The sequence below is a fragment of the Salipiger pentaromativorans genome (assembly GCF_024721115.1).
Classification (GTDB): Bacteria; Pseudomonadota; Alphaproteobacteria; order Rhodobacterales; family Rhodobacteraceae; genus Salipiger; species Salipiger pentaromativorans.
Window position 1 is genome coordinate 449680 of record NZ_JAMDHK010000003.1, and the last position, 20447, is coordinate 470126.

24 protein-coding genes are annotated in these 20447 nt (G+C 63.4%); 5 read left to right on the top strand and 19 right to left on the bottom strand.

Features of this window, described 5'->3' with window-relative positions:
- Positions 1-238: 238 nt before the first annotated feature.
- From M4578_RS08070 to M4578_RS08120, 12 genes are all read right to left on the bottom strand, one after another.
- A complete protein-coding gene (locus M4578_RS08070) occupies positions 239-1003 on the bottom strand; it encodes a lytic transglycosylase domain-containing protein (RefSeq protein ID WP_258092933.1) in 765 nt (254 codons plus the stop codon).
- 2 nt (positions 1004-1005) lie between these two features.
- The gene (locus tag M4578_RS08075; RefSeq protein WP_258092934.1) at positions 1006-1341 is read right to left on the bottom strand and encodes a DUF736 domain-containing protein; all 336 of its coding nucleotides are present in this window, start codon (positions 1339-1341) and stop codon (positions 1006-1008) included.
- A gap of 66 nt (positions 1342-1407) precedes the next feature.
- A complete protein-coding gene (locus tag M4578_RS08080; RefSeq protein ID WP_258092935.1) occupies positions 1408-1950 on the bottom strand; it encodes a S26 family signal peptidase in 543 nt (180 codons plus the stop codon).
- Positions 1947-2468 carry a DUF2840 domain-containing protein gene (locus M4578_RS08085; protein WP_258092936.1) on the bottom strand — a complete coding sequence of 174 codons (522 nt, stop codon included), beginning with the start codon at positions 2466-2468 and terminating at the stop codon, positions 1947-1949. Before M4578_RS08085 ends, M4578_RS08080 begins: the two co-directional genes overlap by 4 nt.
- Positions 2468-3640, bottom strand: coding sequence for a replication initiator protein A (locus M4578_RS08090; protein WP_258092937.1), 1173 nt, complete (start codon positions 3638-3640; stop codon positions 2468-2470). Before M4578_RS08090 ends, M4578_RS08085 begins: the two co-directional genes overlap by 1 nt.
- Positions 3641-3658: 18 nt before the next feature.
- Entirely contained in the window at positions 3659-3940 is a 282-nt protein-coding gene (locus tag M4578_RS08095) for a helix-turn-helix transcriptional regulator (RefSeq protein WP_093412520.1), read from the bottom strand.
- Positions 3941-4077: 137 nt separating this feature from the next.
- Positions 4078-4587, bottom strand: coding sequence for a DUF2285 domain-containing protein (locus M4578_RS08100; protein ID WP_258092938.1), 510 nt, complete (start codon positions 4585-4587; stop codon positions 4078-4080).
- Positions 4529-4852 (bottom strand): transcriptional regulator domain-containing protein, encoded by a 324-nt coding sequence (locus M4578_RS25770; protein WP_420854801.1) that lies wholly within the window; start codon positions 4850-4852, stop codon positions 4529-4531. The genes M4578_RS08100 and M4578_RS25770 overlap by 59 nt, the downstream gene beginning before the upstream one ends.
- Positions 4853-4958: 106 nt before the next feature.
- The gene (locus M4578_RS08105; RefSeq protein WP_258092939.1) at positions 4959-5228 is read right to left on the bottom strand and encodes a DNA -binding domain-containing protein; all 270 of its coding nucleotides are present in this window, start codon (positions 5226-5228) and stop codon (positions 4959-4961) included.
- A 99-nt stretch (positions 5229-5327) separates the two neighbouring features.
- Entirely contained in the window at positions 5328-5576 is a 249-nt protein-coding gene (locus M4578_RS08110) for a helix-turn-helix domain-containing protein (protein ID WP_009573769.1), read from the bottom strand.
- A gap of 194 nt (positions 5577-5770) precedes the next feature.
- Positions 5771-6094 carry a DUF736 domain-containing protein gene (locus tag M4578_RS08115; protein WP_078527672.1) on the bottom strand — a complete coding sequence of 108 codons (324 nt, stop codon included), beginning with the start codon at positions 6092-6094 and terminating at the stop codon, positions 5771-5773.
- A 555-nt stretch (positions 6095-6649) separates the two neighbouring features.
- Positions 6650-7087 carry a hypothetical protein gene (locus M4578_RS08120; RefSeq protein ID WP_258092940.1) on the bottom strand — a complete coding sequence of 146 codons (438 nt, stop codon included), beginning with the start codon at positions 7085-7087 and terminating at the stop codon, positions 6650-6652.
- Between the two features lie 448 nt (positions 7088-7535).
- On the opposite strand from M4578_RS08120, the gene M4578_RS25775 reads away from it, so the two are divergent.
- Entirely contained in the window at positions 7536-7841 is a 306-nt protein-coding gene (locus M4578_RS25775) for a GNAT family N-acetyltransferase (RefSeq protein WP_420854803.1), read from the top strand.
- Between the two features lie 91 nt (positions 7842-7932).
- Here M4578_RS25775 and M4578_RS08125 read toward each other — a convergent pair whose 3' ends face one another.
- The 3 genes from M4578_RS08125 to M4578_RS08135 form a co-directional block, all read right to left on the bottom strand.
- Positions 7933-8859, bottom strand: a complete 927-nt coding sequence (locus M4578_RS08125; RefSeq protein ID WP_258092941.1) for a DUF2493 domain-containing protein — start codon at positions 8857-8859, stop codon at positions 7933-7935.
- Between the two features lie 350 nt (positions 8860-9209).
- The gene (locus M4578_RS08130; RefSeq protein WP_258092942.1) at positions 9210-10256 is read right to left on the bottom strand and encodes a DUF7146 domain-containing protein; all 1047 of its coding nucleotides are present in this window, start codon (positions 10254-10256) and stop codon (positions 9210-9212) included.
- Positions 10256-14590 carry a strawberry notch family protein gene (locus M4578_RS08135; protein WP_258092943.1) on the bottom strand — a complete coding sequence of 1445 codons (4335 nt, stop codon included), beginning with the start codon at positions 14588-14590 and terminating at the stop codon, positions 10256-10258. Before M4578_RS08135 ends, M4578_RS08130 begins: the two co-directional genes overlap by 1 nt.
- Positions 14591-14790: 200 nt before the next feature.
- On the opposite strand from M4578_RS08135, the gene M4578_RS08140 reads away from it, so the two are divergent.
- On the top strand, positions 14791-16368 hold the full coding sequence (locus tag M4578_RS08140) for a Fic family protein (protein ID WP_258092944.1): 1578 nt from the start codon (positions 14791-14793) through the stop codon (positions 16366-16368).
- Between the two features lie 12 nt (positions 16369-16380).
- Here M4578_RS08140 and M4578_RS08145 read toward each other — a convergent pair whose 3' ends face one another.
- The 3 genes from M4578_RS08145 to M4578_RS08155 all read right to left on the bottom strand — a co-directional run bounded on the left by M4578_RS08145 (position 16381) and on the right by M4578_RS08155 (position 18024).
- The gene (locus tag M4578_RS08145; protein ID WP_258092945.1) at positions 16381-17025 is read right to left on the bottom strand and encodes an antitoxin of toxin-antitoxin stability system; all 645 of its coding nucleotides are present in this window, start codon (positions 17023-17025) and stop codon (positions 16381-16383) included.
- Entirely contained in the window at positions 17018-17434 is a 417-nt protein-coding gene (locus tag M4578_RS08150; protein WP_258092946.1) for a hypothetical protein, read from the bottom strand. The genes M4578_RS08145 and M4578_RS08150 overlap by 8 nt, the downstream gene beginning before the upstream one ends.
- 68 nt (positions 17435-17502) lie before the next feature.
- Positions 17503-18024 carry a hypothetical protein gene (locus M4578_RS08155; protein ID WP_224954823.1) on the bottom strand — a complete coding sequence of 174 codons (522 nt, stop codon included), beginning with the start codon at positions 18022-18024 and terminating at the stop codon, positions 17503-17505.
- Positions 18025-18239: 215 nt separating this feature from the next.
- On the opposite strand from M4578_RS08155, the gene M4578_RS08160 reads away from it, so the two are divergent.
- Genes M4578_RS08160 through M4578_RS08170 form a run of 3 tightly spaced genes read left to right on the top strand, consistent with a single transcriptional unit; the run spans position 18240 to position 20089 of the window.
- Positions 18240-18569 carry a hypothetical protein gene (locus M4578_RS08160; RefSeq protein ID WP_258092947.1) on the top strand — a complete coding sequence of 110 codons (330 nt, stop codon included), beginning with the start codon at positions 18240-18242 and terminating at the stop codon, positions 18567-18569.
- Between the two features lie 8 nt (positions 18570-18577).
- Entirely contained in the window at positions 18578-19030 is a 453-nt protein-coding gene (locus M4578_RS08165) for a hypothetical protein (RefSeq protein WP_224954825.1), read from the top strand.
- 18 nt (positions 19031-19048) lie between these two features.
- A complete protein-coding gene (locus tag M4578_RS08170) occupies positions 19049-20089 on the top strand; it encodes a hypothetical protein (RefSeq protein WP_258092948.1) in 1041 nt (346 codons plus the stop codon).
- Here M4578_RS08170 and M4578_RS08175 read toward each other — a convergent pair.
- Positions 20071-20409, bottom strand: a complete 339-nt coding sequence (locus M4578_RS08175; RefSeq protein ID WP_258092949.1) for a hypothetical protein — start codon at positions 20407-20409, stop codon at positions 20071-20073. The two genes, M4578_RS08170 and M4578_RS08175, sit on opposite strands and share 19 nt — an antisense overlap.
- Positions 20410-20447: the final 38 nt, after the last annotated feature.

Sequence of the window (20447 nt, forward strand, 5' to 3'; positions counted from 1 at the left end):
ATCCCCGCACAGTGCGAAACAACGCAAAAGATCAGAGTGTTAGGCACATCTCGCACGCTGCGCGCACGCGCCACACGGTGCGGAACGCAGCAAAAACATGAACAAAAACAACCGCCCAACCGCCGCGCACCGTGCGCCCTTTTATCCTGCCATCCTTCGGTCGAGGTGCCTCCCGCCACCCCTCGCGCCCTCGAAGACACGCCAGAGCACGACGGAATGCGAAGTGTCGTCGCGCGGGTCATGGCCGGGCCTCTCCAGTCTCCCGCCGGACGAAGAGGCCCTCAGGCTGCGGGGTGATGCCCGCCTGCGGCACCGCCGGGACGGGTGAAGGAGCGGCGCCGACCGTCGGGTGGGGCGACACAGGATCGGTCGCAGAGGTCCCGTCGTCGCGGCTGATGAAGAGCGCCGCCTCACGCCAATCGAGCGGCCGGACTGCAGTGATGGCGGTGCCCAATGGCCGCTCGCCAAGCAGCACGGGCGCGAGCGCAGCGACATAGGCACGCGTCTCGGCCGGCAATGGACGATCCGTCAGTAGGTATTCTTCGTAGCGAGCGGGACCGGCGTTATAGGCCGCCAGCATCGCCGCGACATCGCCATAGCGGCCCCACATCTCGCGCAGGTAGGCCGTGCCCGCGAGGATGTTGTCACGCGGGTCGTAAGGGTCTCGGCCAAGGCCATGACGGATGCGCAGCCCGGCCCAGGTTTCGGGCATGACCTGCATCAGCCCCATCGCGCCAGCGGAAGAAACTGCACGCAGATCGCCCGCGCTCTCTGCCCGCATCACGGCCATGATCCATGTCGTCGGTATGCCGAAGCGCTGCGATGCCTCGGTGACCTGGGCGGCGTAGGGATGCGCGGCGATTGCGTGTTCGGCCACATCGGTTTGCGCCAGAAGCGGTTGCGTGGCGGTGACCGGGAGGAAGAGGCCGGAAAGAAGAAGGAAGAGAATGCGGCGGCGAGCGCCGCATCTTCCCGAAGCGGGAGGGGTGCAGGACGCGATCATCGTCAGTCCTGCTCGTCGCGTTTCTTCGGGCGGGTCCAGTGCAACCCCCAGTCCCTGCCCTCCTCATCCGACTGGAACAGGCGGGCGCGGATCGGATGCCGGAAAACCGGATCATCGAGCAGGACCGAAATGAACGCCCCTGCGGTCTCGCCGGTGTGTTTCCAGCCCGCGCCAACCTCCGGACCCTCCTCGTCACCGAGGTGGATACGATAGGCGGGAGCTTTCTCTGAATCGACGTTGTCGGTGGGAACGAAGGTCAGTTCCAGGTCGAGCGAGAGCGTGCGAACCTGTCCGGAATAGCCGGACGGGGTGCGGGTGAATTGGCCGATCTGCGGCATTGGAGGTTCCTTCTTTATGCGGTGAGTGGGATGCGGGCCGCTGGCACGTCCCGCCATGGACGCGCGTCACCGCTCCGGCGCGTGCCAGACGAGGCGACCATCGCCGCGCTCATCGGTGAACAGTGGACTGGCCCGGCCGATCACTGCCGAGGTGGGGAACGGGCCGAAGTAGCGGCCGTCGAAACTGTCAGAGACCGCCGGGTTCATCAGGAAGACCTCGCCCTCTACGATGGTGCGGCAGCCCTGCCAGACGGGAAGATCGCGGCCCTGGCTGTCGCGCTCTCGCGCCTCCCCCAGGTGTCTGCCATCGACGGTGATCGCGGCGCCGTCACGGCAGACCCGTTGTCCCGGAAGCCCGACGACGTGCTTCAGGATCGGCGTATCGCGACCGACATAGCCGCGCGCGGCCATGAAACCCGCAAAGGGTTCGGGCGGCATGACCACGACCAGATCTGGCACCGCGAGCCGGTCCACCGGCGCAATGGCGTAGAAACCAATCGGCACGCTGGCCGAGGCGTTCCAGACCAGCCGTGGCGCAGTCGGAATGCTGCCGGCGATGACGGCGGCGAGCGCGGCAACCGTCACCATGATGTAGCGGGCACGGGTCATTTTCCGATCTCCCGACGCCGGAGCCATGCGGCATGGCGTTCCGCCGTATAGGGTCGCGGCGCTTCGCCCGCCTTCATCCAGTGGGCGACATGGCGCCAGTGATCGGGATCGACGTCGGCGACATCGATGCCGAACCCCTCGATCGCATCGATATGACGCAAGACCTCTTCGACCTTGGGCCAGCCTTCGATCTTCAACAAAATCTCGCCACCTGGGCGCACGAATGGCAGCGTCTGATAGGAACGGCCGGGCGCCATCGTCCGCACGATGTCGATGCGCGAGACGACGGTTCCATAGTCATTCGCCACCCAGCGGACGAATGCAAACACGGAGCCGGGACGGAAGAAGACAATGCGGCGTCTCCGGTCGAGTATTTGCTCCCCTGCCCCGTCGCCGAACCGGATCCAGAACTCGGTCTGCTTCTCCAACCAGATCAATTCGACGCGGGTCATATCGTCGAAGCTGAGCGACGAACCCTCAATCGCGGATGATTTGCCGGGTCTCAGAATGATGCTCATCACCGATCTCCCGGTAGATCGAGTGGAAGGCGTGCCAAGCCGAGGCGACGGACCGTGTCGGAGGCGGGGCTGTCCGGGAGCGATCCGGCAGCACCAGGCATGCTCGATGCGTCCGGGTTCGCAGCCTTTCGAAGCTTCCCGGCTGCACCGCGAATGGTGTTTTCCACACCATCAGCGCGCTCTTCAAAGTTAGAGTCTTCGTTAGATTCTAAGTTAAGGGCGCGAATTCCACTTTTATTTCTGTGCGTTACACCCTGTTTGGGTTCCTGATAGCACGAGACCCCGGTTCCTGATGGCACGATAGTCCGGGTTCCCGATAGCACGAGCGCATTCACAGGTTTTCCACAGCCTGGCGCAGGCTCGAAGGCCAGCAACTTGTGGCCACCAACTTCAGTTTCGAGAAAGAGTGTGTAGCCCGGCAGCGGCTGCCGCCGGATGATGTCGCGAAGCTCGAAGGCAAACCGCTTGAAGGGCGACAGTGCCCCGGACTTCTGGTGAAGATGATGGAAATCGAAACGCCAACCGTCCCGCTGCCGGCCACCGTGCTTGCGCACCAGGCGATAGAGCCAACGGTCGAGCCCGCCGGTCAGGTCGAAATACGCCCGATCAATGGTGAGGACGAGCGCATTGTCGAGCACGGCCTGGTAGAACCAGTCGGGCACGATCAGCTCGATGCCGTCCGGGCGCCCCTCCCTGTCGCTGCGCTCCTGCCATTCGTTGATCCAGGAAAAGCGATGGCGGCGTCCTTCCGCAGGCTGCCGGATCGAGGTGGAGATCGTCGTCGACTGCAGACGATCCAGCGCCGCCTTCAGGCGCTGATAGTCCCGCGCACTGGTTCCGCGACCGACATAGGTGAGGATCTCATATGGGGTGGCGGCCATCAGCCGGGAGGTGCGCAGACCCGCGTCACGCGCCTCGACGATCTGGCTCGCCGCCCAGATCAGGATGTCGGCATCCCAGATTGTGGCCATACCGTGATCGGGAACCGCCTCGACCCGGATGCTGACGTTGCCAGCGGCAAAGTCGATCGGCGCGACCCGCTTCGACTTGGCGAGGGAGAAGAAGGGATAGGCCATGAGGTCCTGCGCATCTCTAGGGGCGAAGTCTCCGGGCAGCGCGCGGAACAGATCGAGCTGTCCACGCTCGGAGCGGGGGTTGCGTCTATCGGTCATGACGGCATTGCCGCTACGTCAGCGCACGAAGCGGCCGGGCTGCGGCAGATTGGCGAGCGTGTGGCGTTTCGCCGGCAGCACCTGCCCGCGCGGGTCGGATGTCGAAGTGACGGCGCCGCGTCCAACCCAGGCCTGGAGGTCCTCGATCGCATAGACCACACGCCCGCCCAGCTTGTGGTAAGCGGGACCGGTGCCGTAGGTCCTGTGCTTTTCCAGCGTGCGAGCGGACAGGCTGAGGAACTGCGCGGCTTCCTTGGTGCGCAGATAGCGCGGGGGAAGTTCGGTTGAGATGGCGGACATCGGGCGTCTCCCTACTGTGTGTGACCAGTGCCGCGAAACAGCGGCTGATGACGGCCACGATGGCGAAGCGCGTCCGGTCAGATGCAGTGGGGACTTGGCAGGGGTAAATTCGCACACCGCGGCGCGGGATCGCCGACCTAGAGGCGGCGCTGGTGACGCAGGAGCTTGCGATAGCCGCCGGCGATCAGGTCACGCCCCTCACGAAGGAGACTGGAGACGGCAAAACGGGCTGAGGAGACCTGCCATTCATCGCGGTCTAGATGACCGGTCCGGAACAGGACCTCGGCGATCTGCTTCTGGGTCGCGCCGTCGAAGGCGGCGTCGGAGGCCTGAAGGACACGCCGCAGGCGCGCTTTCTGCTGCGCTGTGAGGCGAGTGTCGCGGGGGATTGATCGACGGCGGTGCTGGTCCGCCAGGAGCCGCTGGATCGCCTCCATGCGGTCGAGCCCCTCAGGGCCGAGCGGAACGGTAGCCACAAGCCGACCGTGCTGCTTCAGGGGAACGACGAGATGCAGGTATGTTCCGTCCGGCAGCCTGTGGCGCAGGTGCTTGCCAATCGGGGATGTCCTGCCCTTCGGGGCAACTATCTCATCGCCGGGCGCGCCAGTCTCTCCTGCGAGTGCCTCGGGGGCGACCGCGAGGATCACGGCGCTGGTATCGATTTCGGGGCGCCAGAATATCTCTGCAACAGTCGCGCTCAGACCGGGCCGTATCGGGAAAGCACAGACCCCATCGACGGCCGACCTGATCCCTCAGGTCAGCCCTCTCAGGTGGTCCCCCTGCAAGTTCTGCATAGTCATCTTGATATTCGGGATTACGGCGCAGGCATTCCCAGCCGAGGTCCGGCGCGGCCAGATCATCGAGATAGTCGTAGGCGGCCTGGTCACGCCAATTCGAGCGATCAGGTTGCATGGCATCGCCTCTCCCCTGGGTTGATCACAAGAAAGGATTCCAAGAGATCAATCACTTGGGAAGCCCGCCGCAAGGCATCAGGTGATGCGTGAAACGCATCACCTCCTCAGGCGGTTCGCCCCGCCGCCAACTGCCGATACCCTTCCGAGCTCAACCAACGCGCGCGTTCAAGATGGGCGTCATGGACCAGGCGCGCCCGCCCCGGCTCTTTCTGCGTATCGAGGCCCAGGATGATCTGCGCCGCGTCCTGCCAGCTCGCGCCCTCGTCTGCAGCATCGAGCAAACGCATATACTGCGCCATGTGATGACGGTCATACTCCGTCACCACGTCCCCCTGCGGCGGTACATCCTGCAAGCTGCTGATCGTCACGCGCATCCCCACGGCGTTTGCTGCACATCCTTAGCACAGCCAGTTGACAGTTTTGTGAGCACGGCAATAGCGCAATTCGGCTCTCTGCAAAACCTGCCGGAAAGGTCAGGCCTTCGAGGCAGCCTTCGCCTGAACATGCATCACTCCTATCCCCTGGTCGGAGTTCAGGAGCAGAATGCCATTCGCCTCGAAAGCCCGTCGGACCTGATCGCGCGTGGTCTCGTAGACCTCGAGCCCGCTTTCGGACTCGAGGCGCTTGAGCGCGGTCAAAGATACCCGGGCCTCATCCGCAAGCTGCTCCTGTGTCCAGCCAAGAAGCGCGCGCGCGGCCCGTGATTGTCGGGCGGTGATCATGCAGATCACCTCCCATCCGGCCCGGCGCAAACGCCAGAACTACGACTATTATAGTCGCTTATCAGAATTTCACCACCAAAATTCTGACGTGTTTACATCGCGTTTTCGCTTTGGCGTCGCATATTTCGGGAACCGATTCGGTTGCCCGGCTTGGCGGTCGGCCCCGGCCTTTCGACCGGGGCCTCGCGACGGCGTTATTCGCCGCGGCGACCGTTGGGGCGGGACCAGATCAGAGCGTAGCTCTCGCCGTCCTCGTCGTCGAAGAGGTTGGCGTAGATCGGGGCGGTGAAGCTCGGATCGTCCAGCTTGAGGCCCAGATAGTCGCGGCCCTCATTGGACCGCTTGGACCAGGCGGCGCCGATCTCGGCGCGGCCGACCAGGACCCGGTGGCTGGGGGCGTTCTCGCCGGTGGCGCGGGTGTCGGGAACGATGCGCACGCCCTGGACCTGGACGCTGAGGGTGACGATTTCGCCGGTGAATTCGTTGCCGGTCTTCTTGAAGGTGCCGATGGTTGCCATTTTAAGTCTCCGTTTTCCGTTTCCGGGTCCGCACCATTGCGGCCCGATGGCGATCGACAGGCCGGAGACGACCGGCGGCGCACCCCCGGCGTGCTGGGGGCTGGACAGCACAGGCAGAACTTTCTTGTTCCGCGCGGAATGGGCGCAGCCCAGGGGAAGAAAGTTATGGCGGCGCTGTTGCGCCAAGCCGGTCGAGGCACAGCCGGTCTTCGGCCAGATCAGGCCATTGAAAGGGCCGTATGGAGCGGACATGGGACGGGTCAGAACGGAGACGCTGGCAACCGTGGATGCCCCTCAACCTAACCGGCTTTTCACCGGCGAATTGGCTCACCCGCGACAGGCCATACGCATCACTCTCCAGGCGCCCCGCCCGGCGTCCCCCCCGCGATCGCAGGTGCGATTTGCCGCTCGAACGGTCCGCCATTACCACCGCGCAGCCACGGGCAGCGACGCGGGCCTCATGCCGATCCGCACACCGCCCCATACCGGCAATCTGACGATTAGGATGACAGTCCAGCACTGATCAGGCCCCGCCTCATCGGATCGCCTGCAGTGTCAGGTGCTCACGGGAGAGCTGTCCGAAGGCTCGGCTGCCGAACCGGCAATGCGGAGAAAGGCGGAAACGCCTACAGCGCCAGCGCCGATGACGGCGAAGATCATCTGCCATGTCTCCGAGGGCATCATGGTCCTGGCGATCCCGAGGGTTGCGTGGAAGCCAGCGAGCACCGCCGGCACCACGAAGATCAGCGCGATGACAAACCGCGCCCAGAGCGGGCGCACGAGTATGATCAGCGCCTGACCGATGGCAAGCGTCAACCCTGCAGCGAAGCCGCCGACGAGGATTGCACCGAACCAGCCTGCGCCGGTTCCATGGGCCCAAATGCCGGTATGAAGTCCGACGAGGAACGGCAGGGCGAAGACCGCGAGGGTAAACACCAACCAGCACATGGCCGCGATGGCGGCAAAAAATGCAAGGATTCCGAGAACGAACATGGTGGGATCTCCCGTATGAATTGGAACGGTCGCGCCTTCCACCACCACCTTGGCGCAACCGAAAGTTAGCAGAATTCTTTATTCGGGCGACGGAGAAGGTATTTCGCAGGTCGGCAGTTCGGGCGAAGTGGACCTTTGTTACCGATACGAGAGTGTCAGCTTTCTTCTGCATAGCCAGACAGGGGCGAGCATGCCAATATTCCGAAATGACCCGAGAAATTCCAGTGCTTGTGGGCGCGCGCGTCCTTCTGCGTCCCTTCCGTAGCTCCGATATTGCCGGAAGGCTGGCTCTCGGGCGGTCACCGGAGATCGTGCACAGCTTTGGAGGCGACTCGACGGGCCTTCCCCCGTATGAAGAAGGCGATGCCCGGTCATGGGTGGAGCGGAACCTTGCGCATCCCCTTTGTTGGCCGTCGAGGTCGATCGCCGCCTATGAGGGGAGGCTCGTCTGGACGGGCTCGATCTCCATGACAGCCGGGCGCGCCTGGCGATCGGGCTCTACGACCCCTCGCAGCTCGGGAAAGGGTTGGGTCGCGAAGTGATCAAATTAATCTTATCGTATGGCTTCGGAACGTTGAAGCTACACCGGGTTGACTTGCGGGTGCTCTCATACAATGAGCGGGCGATCCGGTGCTATCGCGCCTGCGGCTTTATCGAAGAGGGCCGCGAACGCGAGAGCGCTCGTGTTGGCGATGCTTGGCACGACGACCTCATCATGGGGGTGCTGGCGCAAGAATACCAAGGTCAGACTTGAAAGAGCCGTCTTTCCGGAATGCCGACGTCTCTGCGACTCGCAGCAATGGTCAAGGTGGGCTCGAAGCTTCCATTTCAATGTAGGGCAGCGCTCACGCGCTGCCCTCTGCGAGGCGATAGACCGGAATGCCCATCTTGCGGGCCTTGTCGGCGAGATTTTCCTGGATGCCCGTGCCGGGAAAGACGATGACCCCGATCGGCATGGTATCGAGCATCCGGTCATTGCGCTTGAAGGGCGCGGCCTTGGCGTGTTTCGTCCAGTCGGGCTTGAAGGCGACCTGCGGCACCTTGCGGTTGTTGGCCCAGGTGGCGGCGATGCGTTCGGCGCCTTTGGGCGATCCGCCATGCAGAAGGACCATATCGGGGTGCTTGGCATGAACCTGATCAAGCCTGTCCCAGATCAGGCGGTGATCGGTGGTATCCCCACCCGAGAAGGCAATCTTCGGCCCGGCGGGTAAGAGCACCTCATTGTCGGCCTTGCGTTTGGCGGAGAGGAAGTCGCGACTGTCGATCATGGCCGAGGTCATCTGGCGATGGTTGACCCGTGAACCGGAGCGCGGCGACCAGGGCGTGCCGGTGCTGCGTAGGTAGAGGTCGGCGGCAGTGTCGCGGAAAGTCTCCATGCTGTCGCGGCGCTCGATCAGGCTCTGGCCGATACCAATCAGGGTTTCGAGCTGGACGGATTTGACCTCGCTGCCGTCCTGTTCGCGCTGAAGGCGCTTCTGGGCCTGCTCGTTATCGTCGAGTTTGCGTTCGGTCCGCTCGACGGCACGGTGGAAGGTGTTGACGGTGGACCACAGGATCTCGTCTAGGTCGAAATCGAGGCTGGTGTCGGCCATGGTGGAGATCAGGGCATCGAAGATGTCGGCAACCGCGCCCTGGATGGCGTTGTCCTCGGGTGTGATCCGGGGGTCGGCCTCGCCCTCGGCGGGACGGTAGCCATAGAGTTCGAGCTCTTCGATGACATGGCCGGTGGGAGATGTGCTGTGATCGGGTTCGAATTCGTCATGGGCATACATGGGATGTGTCCTTCGGCTGGACCGCGACCGTCGCGGCCTTCATGGCGACGACAAGCCCACGGGCGCTCCGGCCTGGCAGCCCGAGCCCTTTGGCTCAGGGCCTTGATGGCAAAGCCCGGCTGATTTGCTTCGCGCTGTAAAGGCGGGCAATCCGGGGTCCCCGCGCGACCTGTCGCGTGGGGTGGTTTTCCCGCCGACGGAAATCAGTCGGGCGCCGCCATTGCCGGACCGGAGCGTTTGTGGGCCGCTCGCCCTCTCAGAAGGCCAAGGCGCGGTCCTCCTGCCGATGACAGGATGTAGCCCTCCGCGCATGACCGGATCAGAGTTTCCCGATCCCGGCCCCGTGCCGGCTATGGCGTCAGGGCCATGAAGCGGCCGACGTCCTCGGGGGCAATCTGCACCCGGATCCCGGCCCGAAGCGCCTCCAGCCCGAGGGTGACGAGATCGTCGTTGAAGTCCCCCAGAATGGGCGAGAGCGTGAACGCCTCGATCCCGGCCTCGTGCGCACGGTCCACCAGGCTATCCCGCGCGCCGTCACCTGCCGGATCGTTGTCGCGAACGATATAGAGCCTGCGCAGATGCGGCGGGAACAGGATGGCGGCGAGATGTCCGGCGGAAAGTGCCGAGACCGTCGGCATCGTGGGCAAAGCCTGCCGCAGCGAGAGAATGGTCTCGATGCCTTCCCCTGCGGCGAGCACATCCTGCGGCTCGTCAAACCGGACGGCGTGTCCGAGCAGATCGCCCATCGCCTTCCTCGGCGGATCGAGCGGCGCCTTACCGGAGCCGTCGCGGAGGAGCCAGGTGCGATGCGCGCCGGTGATCTTGCCATCGAGGTCGGTCACCGCGGCAATCATGGCGGGCCATGCCTCTGTCGGCCCATCGCCCTCGGGTCGCCAGTAGCAGCTCGGATGGAAACGCAGATTTGCGGTTCCGCGTAAATCCGCAATGCCGCGTTGCCGTAGATACGTGTCCGCGAGACTGTCGGCGAGCGGTTGCGTCATGCGCCAGAGGCGACGGGCGGCTTCGGATGATCCCGATGGTGCTGGCGATGTTCGGGCCTTGCGGGATTTTGCCTCCAGATAAGGATGCGGCAGGCTGAGGAAGCGGCGCGCTTCTTCGGCAATGTCGGCGAAGTCGATGAGGCCAAGACTTTCGCTGATCACGTCGAGCAGATCGCCATGTTCCCCGCTCTGCGCATCGGTCCATTTTCCAGCCGCGCCCTTACCGGTTTCCGGCCCGGTCAAACGGACGAACATGGAGCGGCCTGGCGTGTTCCGCACATCCCCAACCTGCCAGTAATTGCCCTGCTTGCGCCCGTTCGAGAGATAGTGGCGGCACACCGCCTCGGCCTGGCGACCAAGACGCTGCGCCAGTTCGGAAGCGTTGAGACGTGCCATCACGCAGCCCCCCGCTCGGAGATGCGCTCGACCGGGAAGCGGTCGAGCAGTTTGCCGATGATCTCCGGCCCCGATGCGTCCACCGGCACGAAGAAGCGGAGTTTCCATGAGATGATCTCGCTGAAGAGACCATAGGTTCGCAACCGATCGCGCATGGTATCGGTGAAGCCCATCAGTTCGATACGGTTCGCGCCAATGACGCGGACGCGGCGCAGTTGCAGCCCCTCGGTGAGATCAAGGATCGTTCGGCCTTCGATCAACGCGGCATAGGCGGCATCCGGCGTCAGGCTGCTGGTGACGCCACTGGTCGAAGCATTGGTAGCCCATGCCGACGAGACACGGCGACCGATGATGCGTTCGCCCTCGTCGGTCTGGAGTCGATAGACGCGGGAGGAGTCTTGCGGCAAGCGTTTCCAGATCGGCAGCAGGAGCCCGGTCACCATATGCAGGATGCTGTCGGTGAACTCCGGCACTTCGTCCAACTCGGCCTGCCATGCCGAGGCGAAGGCAGCGCGCTCGGCCTCTACCCAGTGGGTCTCGCCCATCGCCCGCATGGGCAGGTTCATTGCTTCCATCGGCCGGATCAGCCGGACGCGGCGCTCGATCTCGCCATCGTCCAGCATGACGCTGGTGGTCGGGATCTGCACGGCGGCGCGACCGGATCGCTCGTTGACGAGCAGCCTCGCGCGAGGATCGTCCAGTTCCGCCAGAGCGGCATCCAGCGTGACCGGCTGGTTGCGCTTGCGTTCGGTCAGTGTCAGGAGCCGGGTTTCCGCGCCGGTGCCCGGATGGGTGTGGATCACCTCCCGGTCGGTGACGATGAAGCTTTCGGCGCGCAGCGTCTCCAGCCCCATGTCATAGGTGCCTGAGGCAATCGCCCCGTCGATCCGGGCCTCCAGCAATTGCTCGAAGGCAGAGAACAGGATGCCCTGCAACTCGATGGTCAGCGCCAACAGGCGATTGAGGAAGGTGGTGATCGGCGGCAGGTCGTCCTTGATGCCGTTCGCATCCATCAGCTTCAGTCCGGTGGCGGATTCAAACCTCTCCAGCGAGCAGCCCTCGACCTTGCCGCGCACAATCAGCAGATAGAGCTGGCGCAGCGCATCGCGGGCATAGGCGGATTCCAGATTGTCCTCGGGCCGGAACAGGCCCTGGCCGCCGGTCTGGCGCTGCCCGCGCGTGATCGCACCCAGCGTGTCGAGACGACGGGCGATCGTGCTGAGGAACCGCTTCTCGGCCTTCACATCCGTGGCGATGGGCCGGAAGAGCGGTGGTTGCGCCTGATTGGTGCGGTTGGTGCGCCCGAGCCCCTGAATGGCGGCATCGGCCTTCCAGCCCGGCTCCAGCAGGTAGTGCACCCGCAGGCGCTGGTTCCGCACTGTGAGGTCCGCGTGGTAGCTGCGTCCCGTGCCCCCGGCATCCGAAAAGACCAGGATGCGCTTCTGGTCATCCATGAAGGCCGAGGTCTCTGCCAGGTTTGCGGAGGGCGCTCGGTTCTCGACGGCCAGGCGGGCCGATGTGCCATCGCCCTTGCGCACGATCCGGCGCGAGCGGCCCGTGACCTCCGCCACCAGATCGGCGCCAAAGCGCTGGACGATCTGGTCGAGCGCGCCCGGGACAGGCGGAAGCGAACCCAGCTGCTCCAGCATCTCATCGCGTCGGGCTACGGCTTCGCGGCTTTCGACCGGCTGCCCGTCGCGGAACACCGGCCGCGAGGAGAGATTTCCCTCGCTGTCTGTGAAGGGCTCATAAAGCTGCACCGGAAAGGAATGCTGCAAATACGAGCCTACGTACTCCCTGGGCGTGACATCGACGGAAATATCGTTCCATTCCTCGGTCGGGATCTCGGACAGCCGCCGCTCCATCAGGGCTTCGCCCGTCGAGACAATCTGGATGACGGCCGCATGGCCCGCCGCCAGATCGGCGTCAATCGAGCGGATCAGCGTCGGGGTTTTCATCGAGGTCAGCAGATGGCCGAAGAAGCGCTGCTTGGTGCTCTCGAAGGCCGAGCGCGCTGCGGATTTGGCCTGCCGATTCAGCGTCGCCCCACCAGAGTCTGGGCTGCCGGTGATATTGGCCGCTTCCATCGCCGCGTCCAGGTTCCCATGGATCACGGCGAACGCCGCAGCGTAAGCGTCATAGATGCGGCGCTGCTCGTCGGTGAGCTTGTGCTCGACCAGCTCGTATTCGACGCCGTCATAGGAAAGCGAGCGCGCGGTATAGAGGCCGAGGGATCGCAGGTCGCGGGCGAGCACCTCCATGGCCGCGACGCCGCCAGCCTCAATCGCCTCGACAAATTCAGCGCGGGTCTGGAACGGAAAATCCTCGCCACCCCAGAGACCGAGCCGTTGTGCATAGGCGAGGTTGTGGACGGTCGTGGCCCCGGTTGCCGAGACATAGACCACGCGGGCATCCGGCAGGGCATGCTGGAGCCGCAGGCCTGCGCGTCCCTGCTGCGAAGCGGCGATTTCGCCGCGGTCTCCCTTGCCGCCTCCGGCATTCTGCATGGCATGGCTTTCGTCGAAGATGATGACCCCATCGAAATCGGAGCCCAACCATTCGACGATCTGACGCACGCGCGAAACCTTCTCGCCGCGGTCATCGGAGCGTAGGGTGGCATAGGTGGTGAACAGGATGCCTTCCGACAGCGTGATCTTTGCGCCTTGAGGGAAGCGTGACAGAGGCGTGACCAGCAAGCGTTCCATGCCGAGCGCCGACCAGTCACGTTGCGCATCCTCGATCAGCTTGTCGGATTTTGAGATCCAGACCGCCTTGCGGCGACCGCGCAGCCAGTTGTCGAGGATGATCCCGGCCGACTGACGGCCCTTGCCGGCACCGGTGCCGTCACCGAGCATGAAGCCGCGGCGGAAACGGACAGCGCCGGCAGCATCCTCGGCGGCGGCGCTCACCTTGTCGAAATGCTCGTCCACGGTCCAGGCACCTGCGAGGTGATCGAAATGGGCTTCCCCGGCGTAGATAACGGTCTCCAACTGCGCGTCGGAGAGCCGGGTACGGATGTCGGCGGGCAACATTGGCCGATAGGAGGGCTTCGGAGGTGCGACGGAGGCCATGGCGGCGGACTGCACCAGCCTGGTCGGGTGCGGCTCGGCGCCGGAGATGCGCAGCGATTGCAGCGCATATTCCTCATAGATCGCGTCCGACAAGCGCGCGCCCTCGGGCGGCGCCCAGTCCACGGTCTCATACTCGAGCTCCACCCCTTCGGGATCGGACGCTGGTGCGGCGGCGGGTCGGGACGCTGTGGCGCGAGCGAGATAACCGCGCACGGTCTTCGGCGCAGCTGCCGGCACGGGAGAAGCGACCTTCGGCAGCGACACCGGCAAGCGCAGCGGAAGCTGGCTTTCGATCCAGCCGAGCAGCGTGACAACGTCGGGTGCGGTTCCTGCCGAGGCCGGGAAGACTGACGGATCGTCGACGGGCAGCTTGTCGATCACCGTCAGCCGCGTGTCGATGCTGGTGCCATGCCTAGCGAAGACCGCTCCGTCGATGGCAGCGGTGAAGACCACGCGGCCGCGGTCTTGCAGGCGTATGAAGGCGTCGCGCCAAGCCTTGGCTTCCGGTCCGAAATTCGCGCCGGTGATCGTGACCAACCGCCCGCCGGGGGTGAGACGGGCCAACGCCGAGGCGACATGACGATACGCAGCATCCGCCATCCGTCCCTCGACATTGGCCATGACCGAGAAAGGTGGGTTCATCAGAACCACAGACGGCATGGCGTCCGTGGCCAGATAGTCGTCGATCTGGGCGGCGTCGAACCGGGTGACGGGAAAGGCCGGAAAGAGGGAAGAGAGAAGATCGGCGCGGGTCTCGGCGAGTTCGTTGAGGATCAGCGAGCCGCCGGCAGCCTGCGCCAGGATCGCCATCAGGCCGGTGCCAGCCGAGGGTTCCAGCACCACGTCATCAGGCGTGATCGCGGCCGCCGCCAGCGCGGCGAGGCCGAGAGGCAGAGGTGTGCTGAACTGCTGGAAGCTCTGGCTTTCCTCGGAGCGCCGGGTCTGCGTCGGCAACAACCCCGCGATCTTCGCCAGCAGATTGAGCCGCGAAACCGGAGATGCGGCTTTGCGGAAAAGCGCCTTTCCGTATTTGCGCAGGAACAGCACTGTGGCCACCTCGCCGGCCTCATAGGCGAGCTTCCAGTCCCAGGCGCCACTGGCGTCGGAGGCTCCGAAAGCGGTTTCCATGGCGCTGCGGAGGACAGCCGTATCGACGCTTTGACCGCGTTCGAGAGGAGGAAGGAGGAGATTGGCGGCGGCCAGGACCGCGGGCGCGGCCGCCAGCGGCGTGACCGGATCGGTCACGGGAGACGAGATGTTCATGTCGGTGATCCTCGGAGAGCGGGAGGGACAAGCCCGGACGGCGCTCTCTCTCAACCGCCGGGGCTCACCCCGTCCCGACCCCTCTCTGACTCGGCACCTCATTCCCCATCACCTCGCAGACCCGAGGGCGACAGCGCGCCCCCATCAACTTTCGCAAGGCCTCATTGATTGTAATCGATATTCATGAGATACACCGACTTATGATCAATCATCGGGACCAAGAACTGAATTTCATGGAGCAGGCGCAAAGGAATCCGTTTTCAGCTGCCGTAACCGTTTTTCACGAGCGCTGGCTCCCCGAGGAGGCCACACCTGCGGGCTATGCTGCGCTGATCGATGCCTATGCGCTCGCAACGCCCCTGCCCCGGACACTTTCCGCCATCGGCCCACGTCACAAGGTCTACGCGGCCGACGGCTGGCGCCTCTACACGCCCCGCCATGAACCCGAGGCGAGCCTCATCGGTCATCTGACCTTCGCGCTGCGCTACGAGGGGCTGGATCTGGCAGTTCTCAAGCGGCTGTTCAAGGCAACCGGGCCAGAGCCGATCCAGGCCATTGTCGAGGCTGCCCCGACGGGCAGCTACGCGCGCAGGATCTGGTTCCTCTATGAATGGCTCCTCGGCGCGGAATTGGAGCTGCCCGACGCTACACGCGGCAATTACGCGCCCGTGGTCGATGCCAGGCTCCAATGGGACGCAGAGGGCGCCCCCTCGACGCGCCACCGGGTCCGCAACAACCTGCCCGGCACCCCGGATTTCTGCCCGATGATCTTCCGCACTCCGGCAATCGAAGCCTTCATTGCCCGCGATCTGGCAGCCGAAGCCCGCGCGGTACTGGCCGAGGTGCCCGCCGATCTGCTGGCGCGCACGGCGGCCTTCCTGCTGCTCAAGGATTCACGGTCGAGTTTCCAGATCGAAGGCGAGAACCCGCCCCAGGATCGTATCCGGCGCTGGGGCCAGATCATCGGTGACGCCGGGCGACATCCGATCGACCAGGCAGAACTCGAACGCCTGCAACGCATCGTCATCGGCGATGCCCGCTTCGTCCATCTGGGCCTGCGGCAGGAGGGCGGCTTCATCGGCGAGCACGACCGCACGACCGGCGCCCCCCTGCCCGATCACGTCAGCGCCCGGCATGAAGACCTGCCTGCGCTGATCGCCGGGCTCGAAGCGTTCGACCGCGACGTCGCCCCGGGGCTCGACCCTGTTCTGGCGGCTGCCGGCCTCGCCTTCGGCTTCGTCTATATTCACCCGTTTGAGGACGGCAACGGGCGCCTCCATCGCTACCTGATCCACCACGTGCTTGCTGCACGCGGCTTCAATCCGCCCGGGCTGGTCTTTCCGGTGTCGGCGGTGATCCTCGAACGGATCGAGGCTTACCGGCAGGTGCTCGAGAGCTATTCGCGTCGACTGCTGCCCCATGTCAGCTGGCGCCCAACCGATCGCGGAAACGTCGAGGTGCTGAACGACACAGGCGATTTCTATCGCTTCTTCGATGCCACGCCCCATGCCGAATTCCTCTTCGCCTGCGTGGCCCAGACAATCGACCATGACCTGCCAGCAGAGACTCGGTTCCTGCGTGCCTATGACGGGTTCAAGTCCCGCGTCTCGGGCCTGATCGACATGCCCGACCGCGTGCTCGACCTGCTGTTTCGTTTCCTGCACCAGAACGGTGGCAGACTCTCCGGACGCGCCAGAGCGAGAGAATTCGCCGCTCTGACCGACGTGGAGGCCGACCGGATCGAAGCCATCTATGCGGAGTTGCGGGAGGAGTTCTGAGGGCGAACCTCCTCACCCAAACCGTTGGCCGGCTTCGGTGAAGGTGTAACCGTTGGCGATGATGGCCTCATCGACGACCTCATCCGAAGACAGATACTCGTATTCGCGCTCGAGCTGGCGGTAGAGCCAGCGAGCCAGATCGCGCAACGCCTGGATAACCACCTCCTCGGCGTCGGCGGTCGAGTCCTGCCAACTCGGGCTGTCACGCTCGACCGAGGTCACCATGCAGTACTCATGGTAATAGTGACCGCGATGGGCGGTATCGGCGCGAATCTGGTAGAAATTGCGTCGCTGGACCGCCTGCAGGGCATCGGCGATACGGTGCAGTTCGGTGTCCTGCGGCGCGTATTCCCTGATCCGCCGTGGCGCACCCTTGCGGTACGCATAGAAGGTTTCGAAGCATGCGCCATCGCCCTGGCTCCAGAAGCCCCGGAACCAGATGCAGGGTTCCCGTCGTGTGCCGCCGCCCATCAACCGAACGGTTCGGGTCTTGAGGTTCAGCCCGAGGATTTCCGCGATGCGCTGGAAATCCTCATAGATCGCATCGTACCAGTCATCGTCGAAGCCGACCTCACGATACCAGGCGCGGGCTTTGTCCCTGGCTGCATCGGAAAGCTCTTCGAGGCGATAGACAGTGATCTCGATGACCTCACTCATAGGGATTGCCCCCCTCCAGAACGGTGGAAAGCCAGCCATCTGTATTGATCCAATCCACCGTCTCGCCGGTAGCGAGATCGAGGACGTGCGCCCCGCCGCCGAACCCGTCGATCCTCGGGCGTGAGCAGCTATTGGCGTATTGCATCCCCCATAGGCCCGTCAAACCGAACTCCTTCGCGCAGCGTTTGACGAATTGGATGACATGCTCAGGATCGCCGGTGCCATCATCGCGCATCCAGAGCTGGGTTCCGCCATGTTCTGGCTGGATAGAGAGCAGGAAGCCGTCCGAGGGCGGATCTTCAGCGGCGCTCTCATTCGAGAGCGCGTTGTAGAGATCGAGCGCGCGGGCAGCATTCTCGGGGGTACCCACGTCAAGCAGGCAGGAGAAATGGGTGAAATAGTCGGCCATATCAGGCTCCTGAAATGCGAAAGCCCGGCGCGAGGCCGGGCGAAGGGGATGGGAAGGCGGATGAGGGATCAGGCGGCCCGACGCCGCCCGATCTGCACGGCCCCCCGCCAGGCCGGGTCGACCAGACGGGCATCGAGGGCGGTGGCATCGCGCCGCAGATCACACGCTGTCTCGTATTCGCCCCGATCCTGGGCTGCCATCGCCTGCCCTCGGAGACGACAGGCCTTCTGCACCACACGCCGCGCCTCCGCCTCGGAGGCGACAGGCGCACACCAGATCAGGCCGGCCAATGTGATCTGTCCAGCCAGACACAACCGTTGCTGGTGGTCCTGAAGCACCAGCAGGTTGGGGGTGAAACCCCGCATGTATTCCGCGCGAAGCCCGCCGGGGCGGCCCCGACGCGCGGCACACCCAATGGCCTCGTCAAGCTCTCGGAACCGGCCGAGGAGGAAGGTGGTCTGGACAGACCAGGAGCCGAGGTCGGGACCATGAACCAAGGTTTCGCCGAGGCAGATCAGGCTGAAGGGGCCGGCGTCTGCGAGCATTGCTGGCAGTGCATTGGCCGGAAAACAGGAAGTAAGCGCGTTCATCGGGACATCTCCGCGACGGGCGCCGGAGGCCTCTCCCCCGGCTTTCAATCCGTCACGGAGCCCCCTCCCTTCTCTGCCTCTCTCTGTCCGGCGGCACCAACGGGGGCGCCCCTCCTGCAGGGCGACACCGCCAGGAGGCCTGTTTCATCTGGATAGTATGATTGCGTTCGCGCTATGGTGTGGACACATATTGTAAATTTCACTTGGAGCGGATATTGAGCAGAGTGGGTTTTATTTCTCTGGTGTCCTTTGCGTGCTTTGGCATTCCGGCACAGGCCCAGACCATTCCCCGTTACGATGTTGAAAGCTACTGCCAACAAGTCGCGGATGTTAGCGGTGGATCCGCGATGATCCGCAACGGCTGCATGGATATGGAACAGCAGGCTTACGACGTCCTGAAACCCGTTTGGTCACAACTGTCCGGCAATTCGCGCAATTACTGCGATGAGGTCGCGCGGGTTAGCGGTGGGTCTTATAGTATCCTTCAAGGCTGCATCGAAATGGAAACCGATGCCGCGAGATCGCCTCGTTCCTTTGAATACTGAGAATATTTATGAAACCAGTTTCCACAATCCTGGCCGCCGCATTCGGTGCTCTCCTGTTCACCCCAGCGCAGGCTGACTTCATAGACACCCGTTGGTCGGTTGTCGGTTTCACCGGCGAAGCGTGGTTTATCGACCCGCAAAGTGTCATCGGTCAGTCTCAGACCTTCAATCGCGGATACGCAGAAGGCGTTTTCTATAACTGCGACTATGCTGGTCAGTCTTCCTCCTATACCCCGTATGACAATGACACCTTTTTCACCAATCCCGAATTTGAATTGTTCTTGCCGCTTCGCGAGGAAATGACGCTAAGCAGCGAAACCCTTTTCGTTCACCGCATCACTTGTGAGGGTGGCGGCAACCCAGCCAAGCGGCATGTGATGTATCCATTCGTCACGAACGAGGCGCGGAAATCCGCTTGGTACCTGTTCGAAGGCGGGGTGTTCTCGCTCTATAACCCGTGATCTGAAAGGGGCGTCGAAGTGAAAGCTTTTCTGAAAGGATTCGGCATTGTTGTCGCCCTGACAATCGCGGGCATGATCCTTGCAACGGTTGCGCCGAAAATTGGGGTATGGGTCGGGCTGGTTTTCCTCGTAATACCTTTGGTGGCGGTGTTCAAACCGCTCCCCCAACTTCACTTGGGGCACCGCGCATTCAGCGCGTCCGTCGCGTTCTTTGTCGGACTTCTGACCACTGCAGCGTCCTATGGCCTCGTGTCGGATACGCAGCGCCTGGCTGATCTGCGGGCAACGGACCCTGCCGCCTATCTGGCAGAACTTGAAGATCGCGACCAAACCAAGTGGCTTTCGGAGTTGGAAGACCTGGCTCCCGAACGCTACGCCATAGAAGCGGCGAAGGTCGCTGAGGCAGAAGCGGCGCGAAAGGCCGAGGTTGAGGCTGCGGACGCCGCCCGAAAAGCTGAGGCTGAAGCCGCAGCCGCGGCGCGGGCGGAGGAAGTTGCGGCAACACGCCAAGCCGAACAGGCAGCTAAGGTTGCCAGCTACATCGAGCAACTGGACCGGGAGATTGCCTCTATCCCCGGCGTGCAGGCATCGAAGTATACCGGCGACGTTGCCACCATCAACACCGGCCTGTTGCTCATCGGTGCATGGGCATTGCTGTATGAGGAAGGCAACGCGCTGGATCTGAACGATGAAGCCCGGCAGAAGCGCCAGAAGTTCCGGCAGTTGCTTGTCCGCAAACAGATGGAGCTGCTGCCCATCATGCGAGACGCTTACGGCCCGGCGATGCGCCAGCAACTTTGGGAAGCGGACGGCAGCGCCCGGACTATCGGTGCGGGCTATCGCACAGTGGAATTCGTATCTGCGGCCTTCGCACGCAATGCCAATATCAAGCAGATCCATTTGGAAATTCGGGAAAACCTCATGATGCTGAGGTTCACCCGCGCACAATATAAGTGGATCAAGCAGGCATCTGAGTTCAGCTATTACGATATGGATGTTCCAAAAGACTCTGATATCGTGAAATGGGAACGTGACGGAGGTTATCGGGTTCTTGACTGACGGATGTTCCCAGATTTTTCTTTTCGTGCCTGTTTGGCGCAGATCCGCCCGATGCTGGTGGGGCTCAAGCTGAATTCCCGCGCCAGGCTTTTCATCGTTTCTCCGGCAAGGTTGCGTTCGTATATTTGCGCGTCCCTGTCGGCGTTGTCGGCGCGATTTTTCTGCACCTTATCAAAATCGTTCCGCTCGCTTTCGGTCCAAACCTTGTATACTTCCTTGTTGCGGCCCCGATTTCGGACCCGGACGACGTATCGTCCGTCCACCATGCCTCGCACCTCATAAGAACCGCCTGCAAATTCAATCCGGTCACCCAGACTCATGCCTCTGCCCTTTCACTGAAAATACGAGGCATCAATAG

What these genes read in the sequence shown, in the direction of transcription:
- M4578_RS08070 (WP_258092933.1), bottom strand. Translation starts at nt 1,003, where the DNA reads ATGATCGCGTCCTGCACCCCTCCCGCTTCGGGAAGATGCGGCGCTCGC.
- M4578_RS08075 (WP_258092934.1), bottom strand. Translation starts at nt 1,341, where the DNA reads ATGCCGCAGATCGGCCAATTCACCCGCACCCCGTCCGGCTATTCCGGA.
- M4578_RS08080 (WP_258092935.1), bottom strand. Translation starts at nt 1,950, where the DNA reads ATGACCCGTGCCCGCTACATCATGGTGACGGTTGCCGCGCTCGCCGCC.
- M4578_RS08085 (WP_258092936.1), bottom strand. Translation starts at nt 2,468, where the DNA reads ATGAGCATCATTCTGAGACCCGGCAAATCATCCGCGATTGAGGGTTCG.
- M4578_RS08090 (WP_258092937.1), bottom strand. Translation starts at nt 3,640, where the DNA reads ATGACCGATAGACGCAACCCCCGCTCCGAGCGTGGACAGCTCGATCTG.
- M4578_RS08095 (WP_093412520.1), bottom strand. Translation starts at nt 3,940, where the DNA reads ATGTCCGCCATCTCAACCGAACTTCCCCCGCGCTATCTGCGCACCAAG.
- M4578_RS25770 (WP_420854801.1), bottom strand. Translation starts at nt 4,852, where the DNA reads ATGCAACCTGATCGCTCGAATTGGCGTGACCAGGCCGCCTACGACTAT.
- M4578_RS08105 (WP_258092939.1), bottom strand. Translation starts at nt 5,228, where the DNA reads ATGCGCGTGACGATCAGCAGCTTGCAGGATGTACCGCCGCAGGGGGAC.
- M4578_RS08110 (WP_009573769.1), bottom strand. Translation starts at nt 5,576, where the DNA reads ATGATCACCGCCCGACAATCACGGGCCGCGCGCGCGCTTCTTGGCTGG.
- M4578_RS08115 (WP_078527672.1), bottom strand. Translation starts at nt 6,094, where the DNA reads ATGGCAACCATCGGCACCTTCAAGAAGACCGGCAACGAATTCACCGGC.
- M4578_RS08120 (WP_258092940.1), bottom strand. Translation starts at nt 7,087, where the DNA reads ATGTTCGTTCTCGGAATCCTTGCATTTTTTGCCGCCATCGCGGCCATG.
- M4578_RS08125 (WP_258092941.1), bottom strand. Translation starts at nt 8,859, where the DNA reads ATGTATGCCCATGACGAATTCGAACCCGATCACAGCACATCTCCCACC.
- M4578_RS08130 (WP_258092942.1), bottom strand. Translation starts at nt 10,256, where the DNA reads ATGGCACGTCTCAACGCTTCCGAACTGGCGCAGCGTCTTGGTCGCCAG.
- M4578_RS08135 (WP_258092943.1), bottom strand. Translation starts at nt 14,590, where the DNA reads ATGAACATCTCGTCTCCCGTGACCGATCCGGTCACGCCGCTGGCGGCC.
- M4578_RS08140 (WP_258092944.1), top strand. Translation starts at nt 14,791, where the DNA reads ATGATCAATCATCGGGACCAAGAACTGAATTTCATGGAGCAGGCGCAA.
- M4578_RS08145 (WP_258092945.1), bottom strand. Translation starts at nt 17,025, where the DNA reads ATGAGTGAGGTCATCGAGATCACTGTCTATCGCCTCGAAGAGCTTTCC.
- M4578_RS08150 (WP_258092946.1), bottom strand. Translation starts at nt 17,434, where the DNA reads ATGGCCGACTATTTCACCCATTTCTCCTGCCTGCTTGACGTGGGTACC.
- M4578_RS08155 (WP_224954823.1), bottom strand. Translation starts at nt 18,024, where the DNA reads ATGAACGCGCTTACTTCCTGTTTTCCGGCCAATGCACTGCCAGCAATG.
- M4578_RS08165 (WP_224954825.1), top strand. Translation starts at nt 18,578, where the DNA reads ATGAAACCAGTTTCCACAATCCTGGCCGCCGCATTCGGTGCTCTCCTG.
- M4578_RS08175 (WP_258092949.1), bottom strand. Translation starts at nt 20,409, where the DNA reads ATGAGTCTGGGTGACCGGATTGAATTTGCAGGCGGTTCTTATGAGGTG.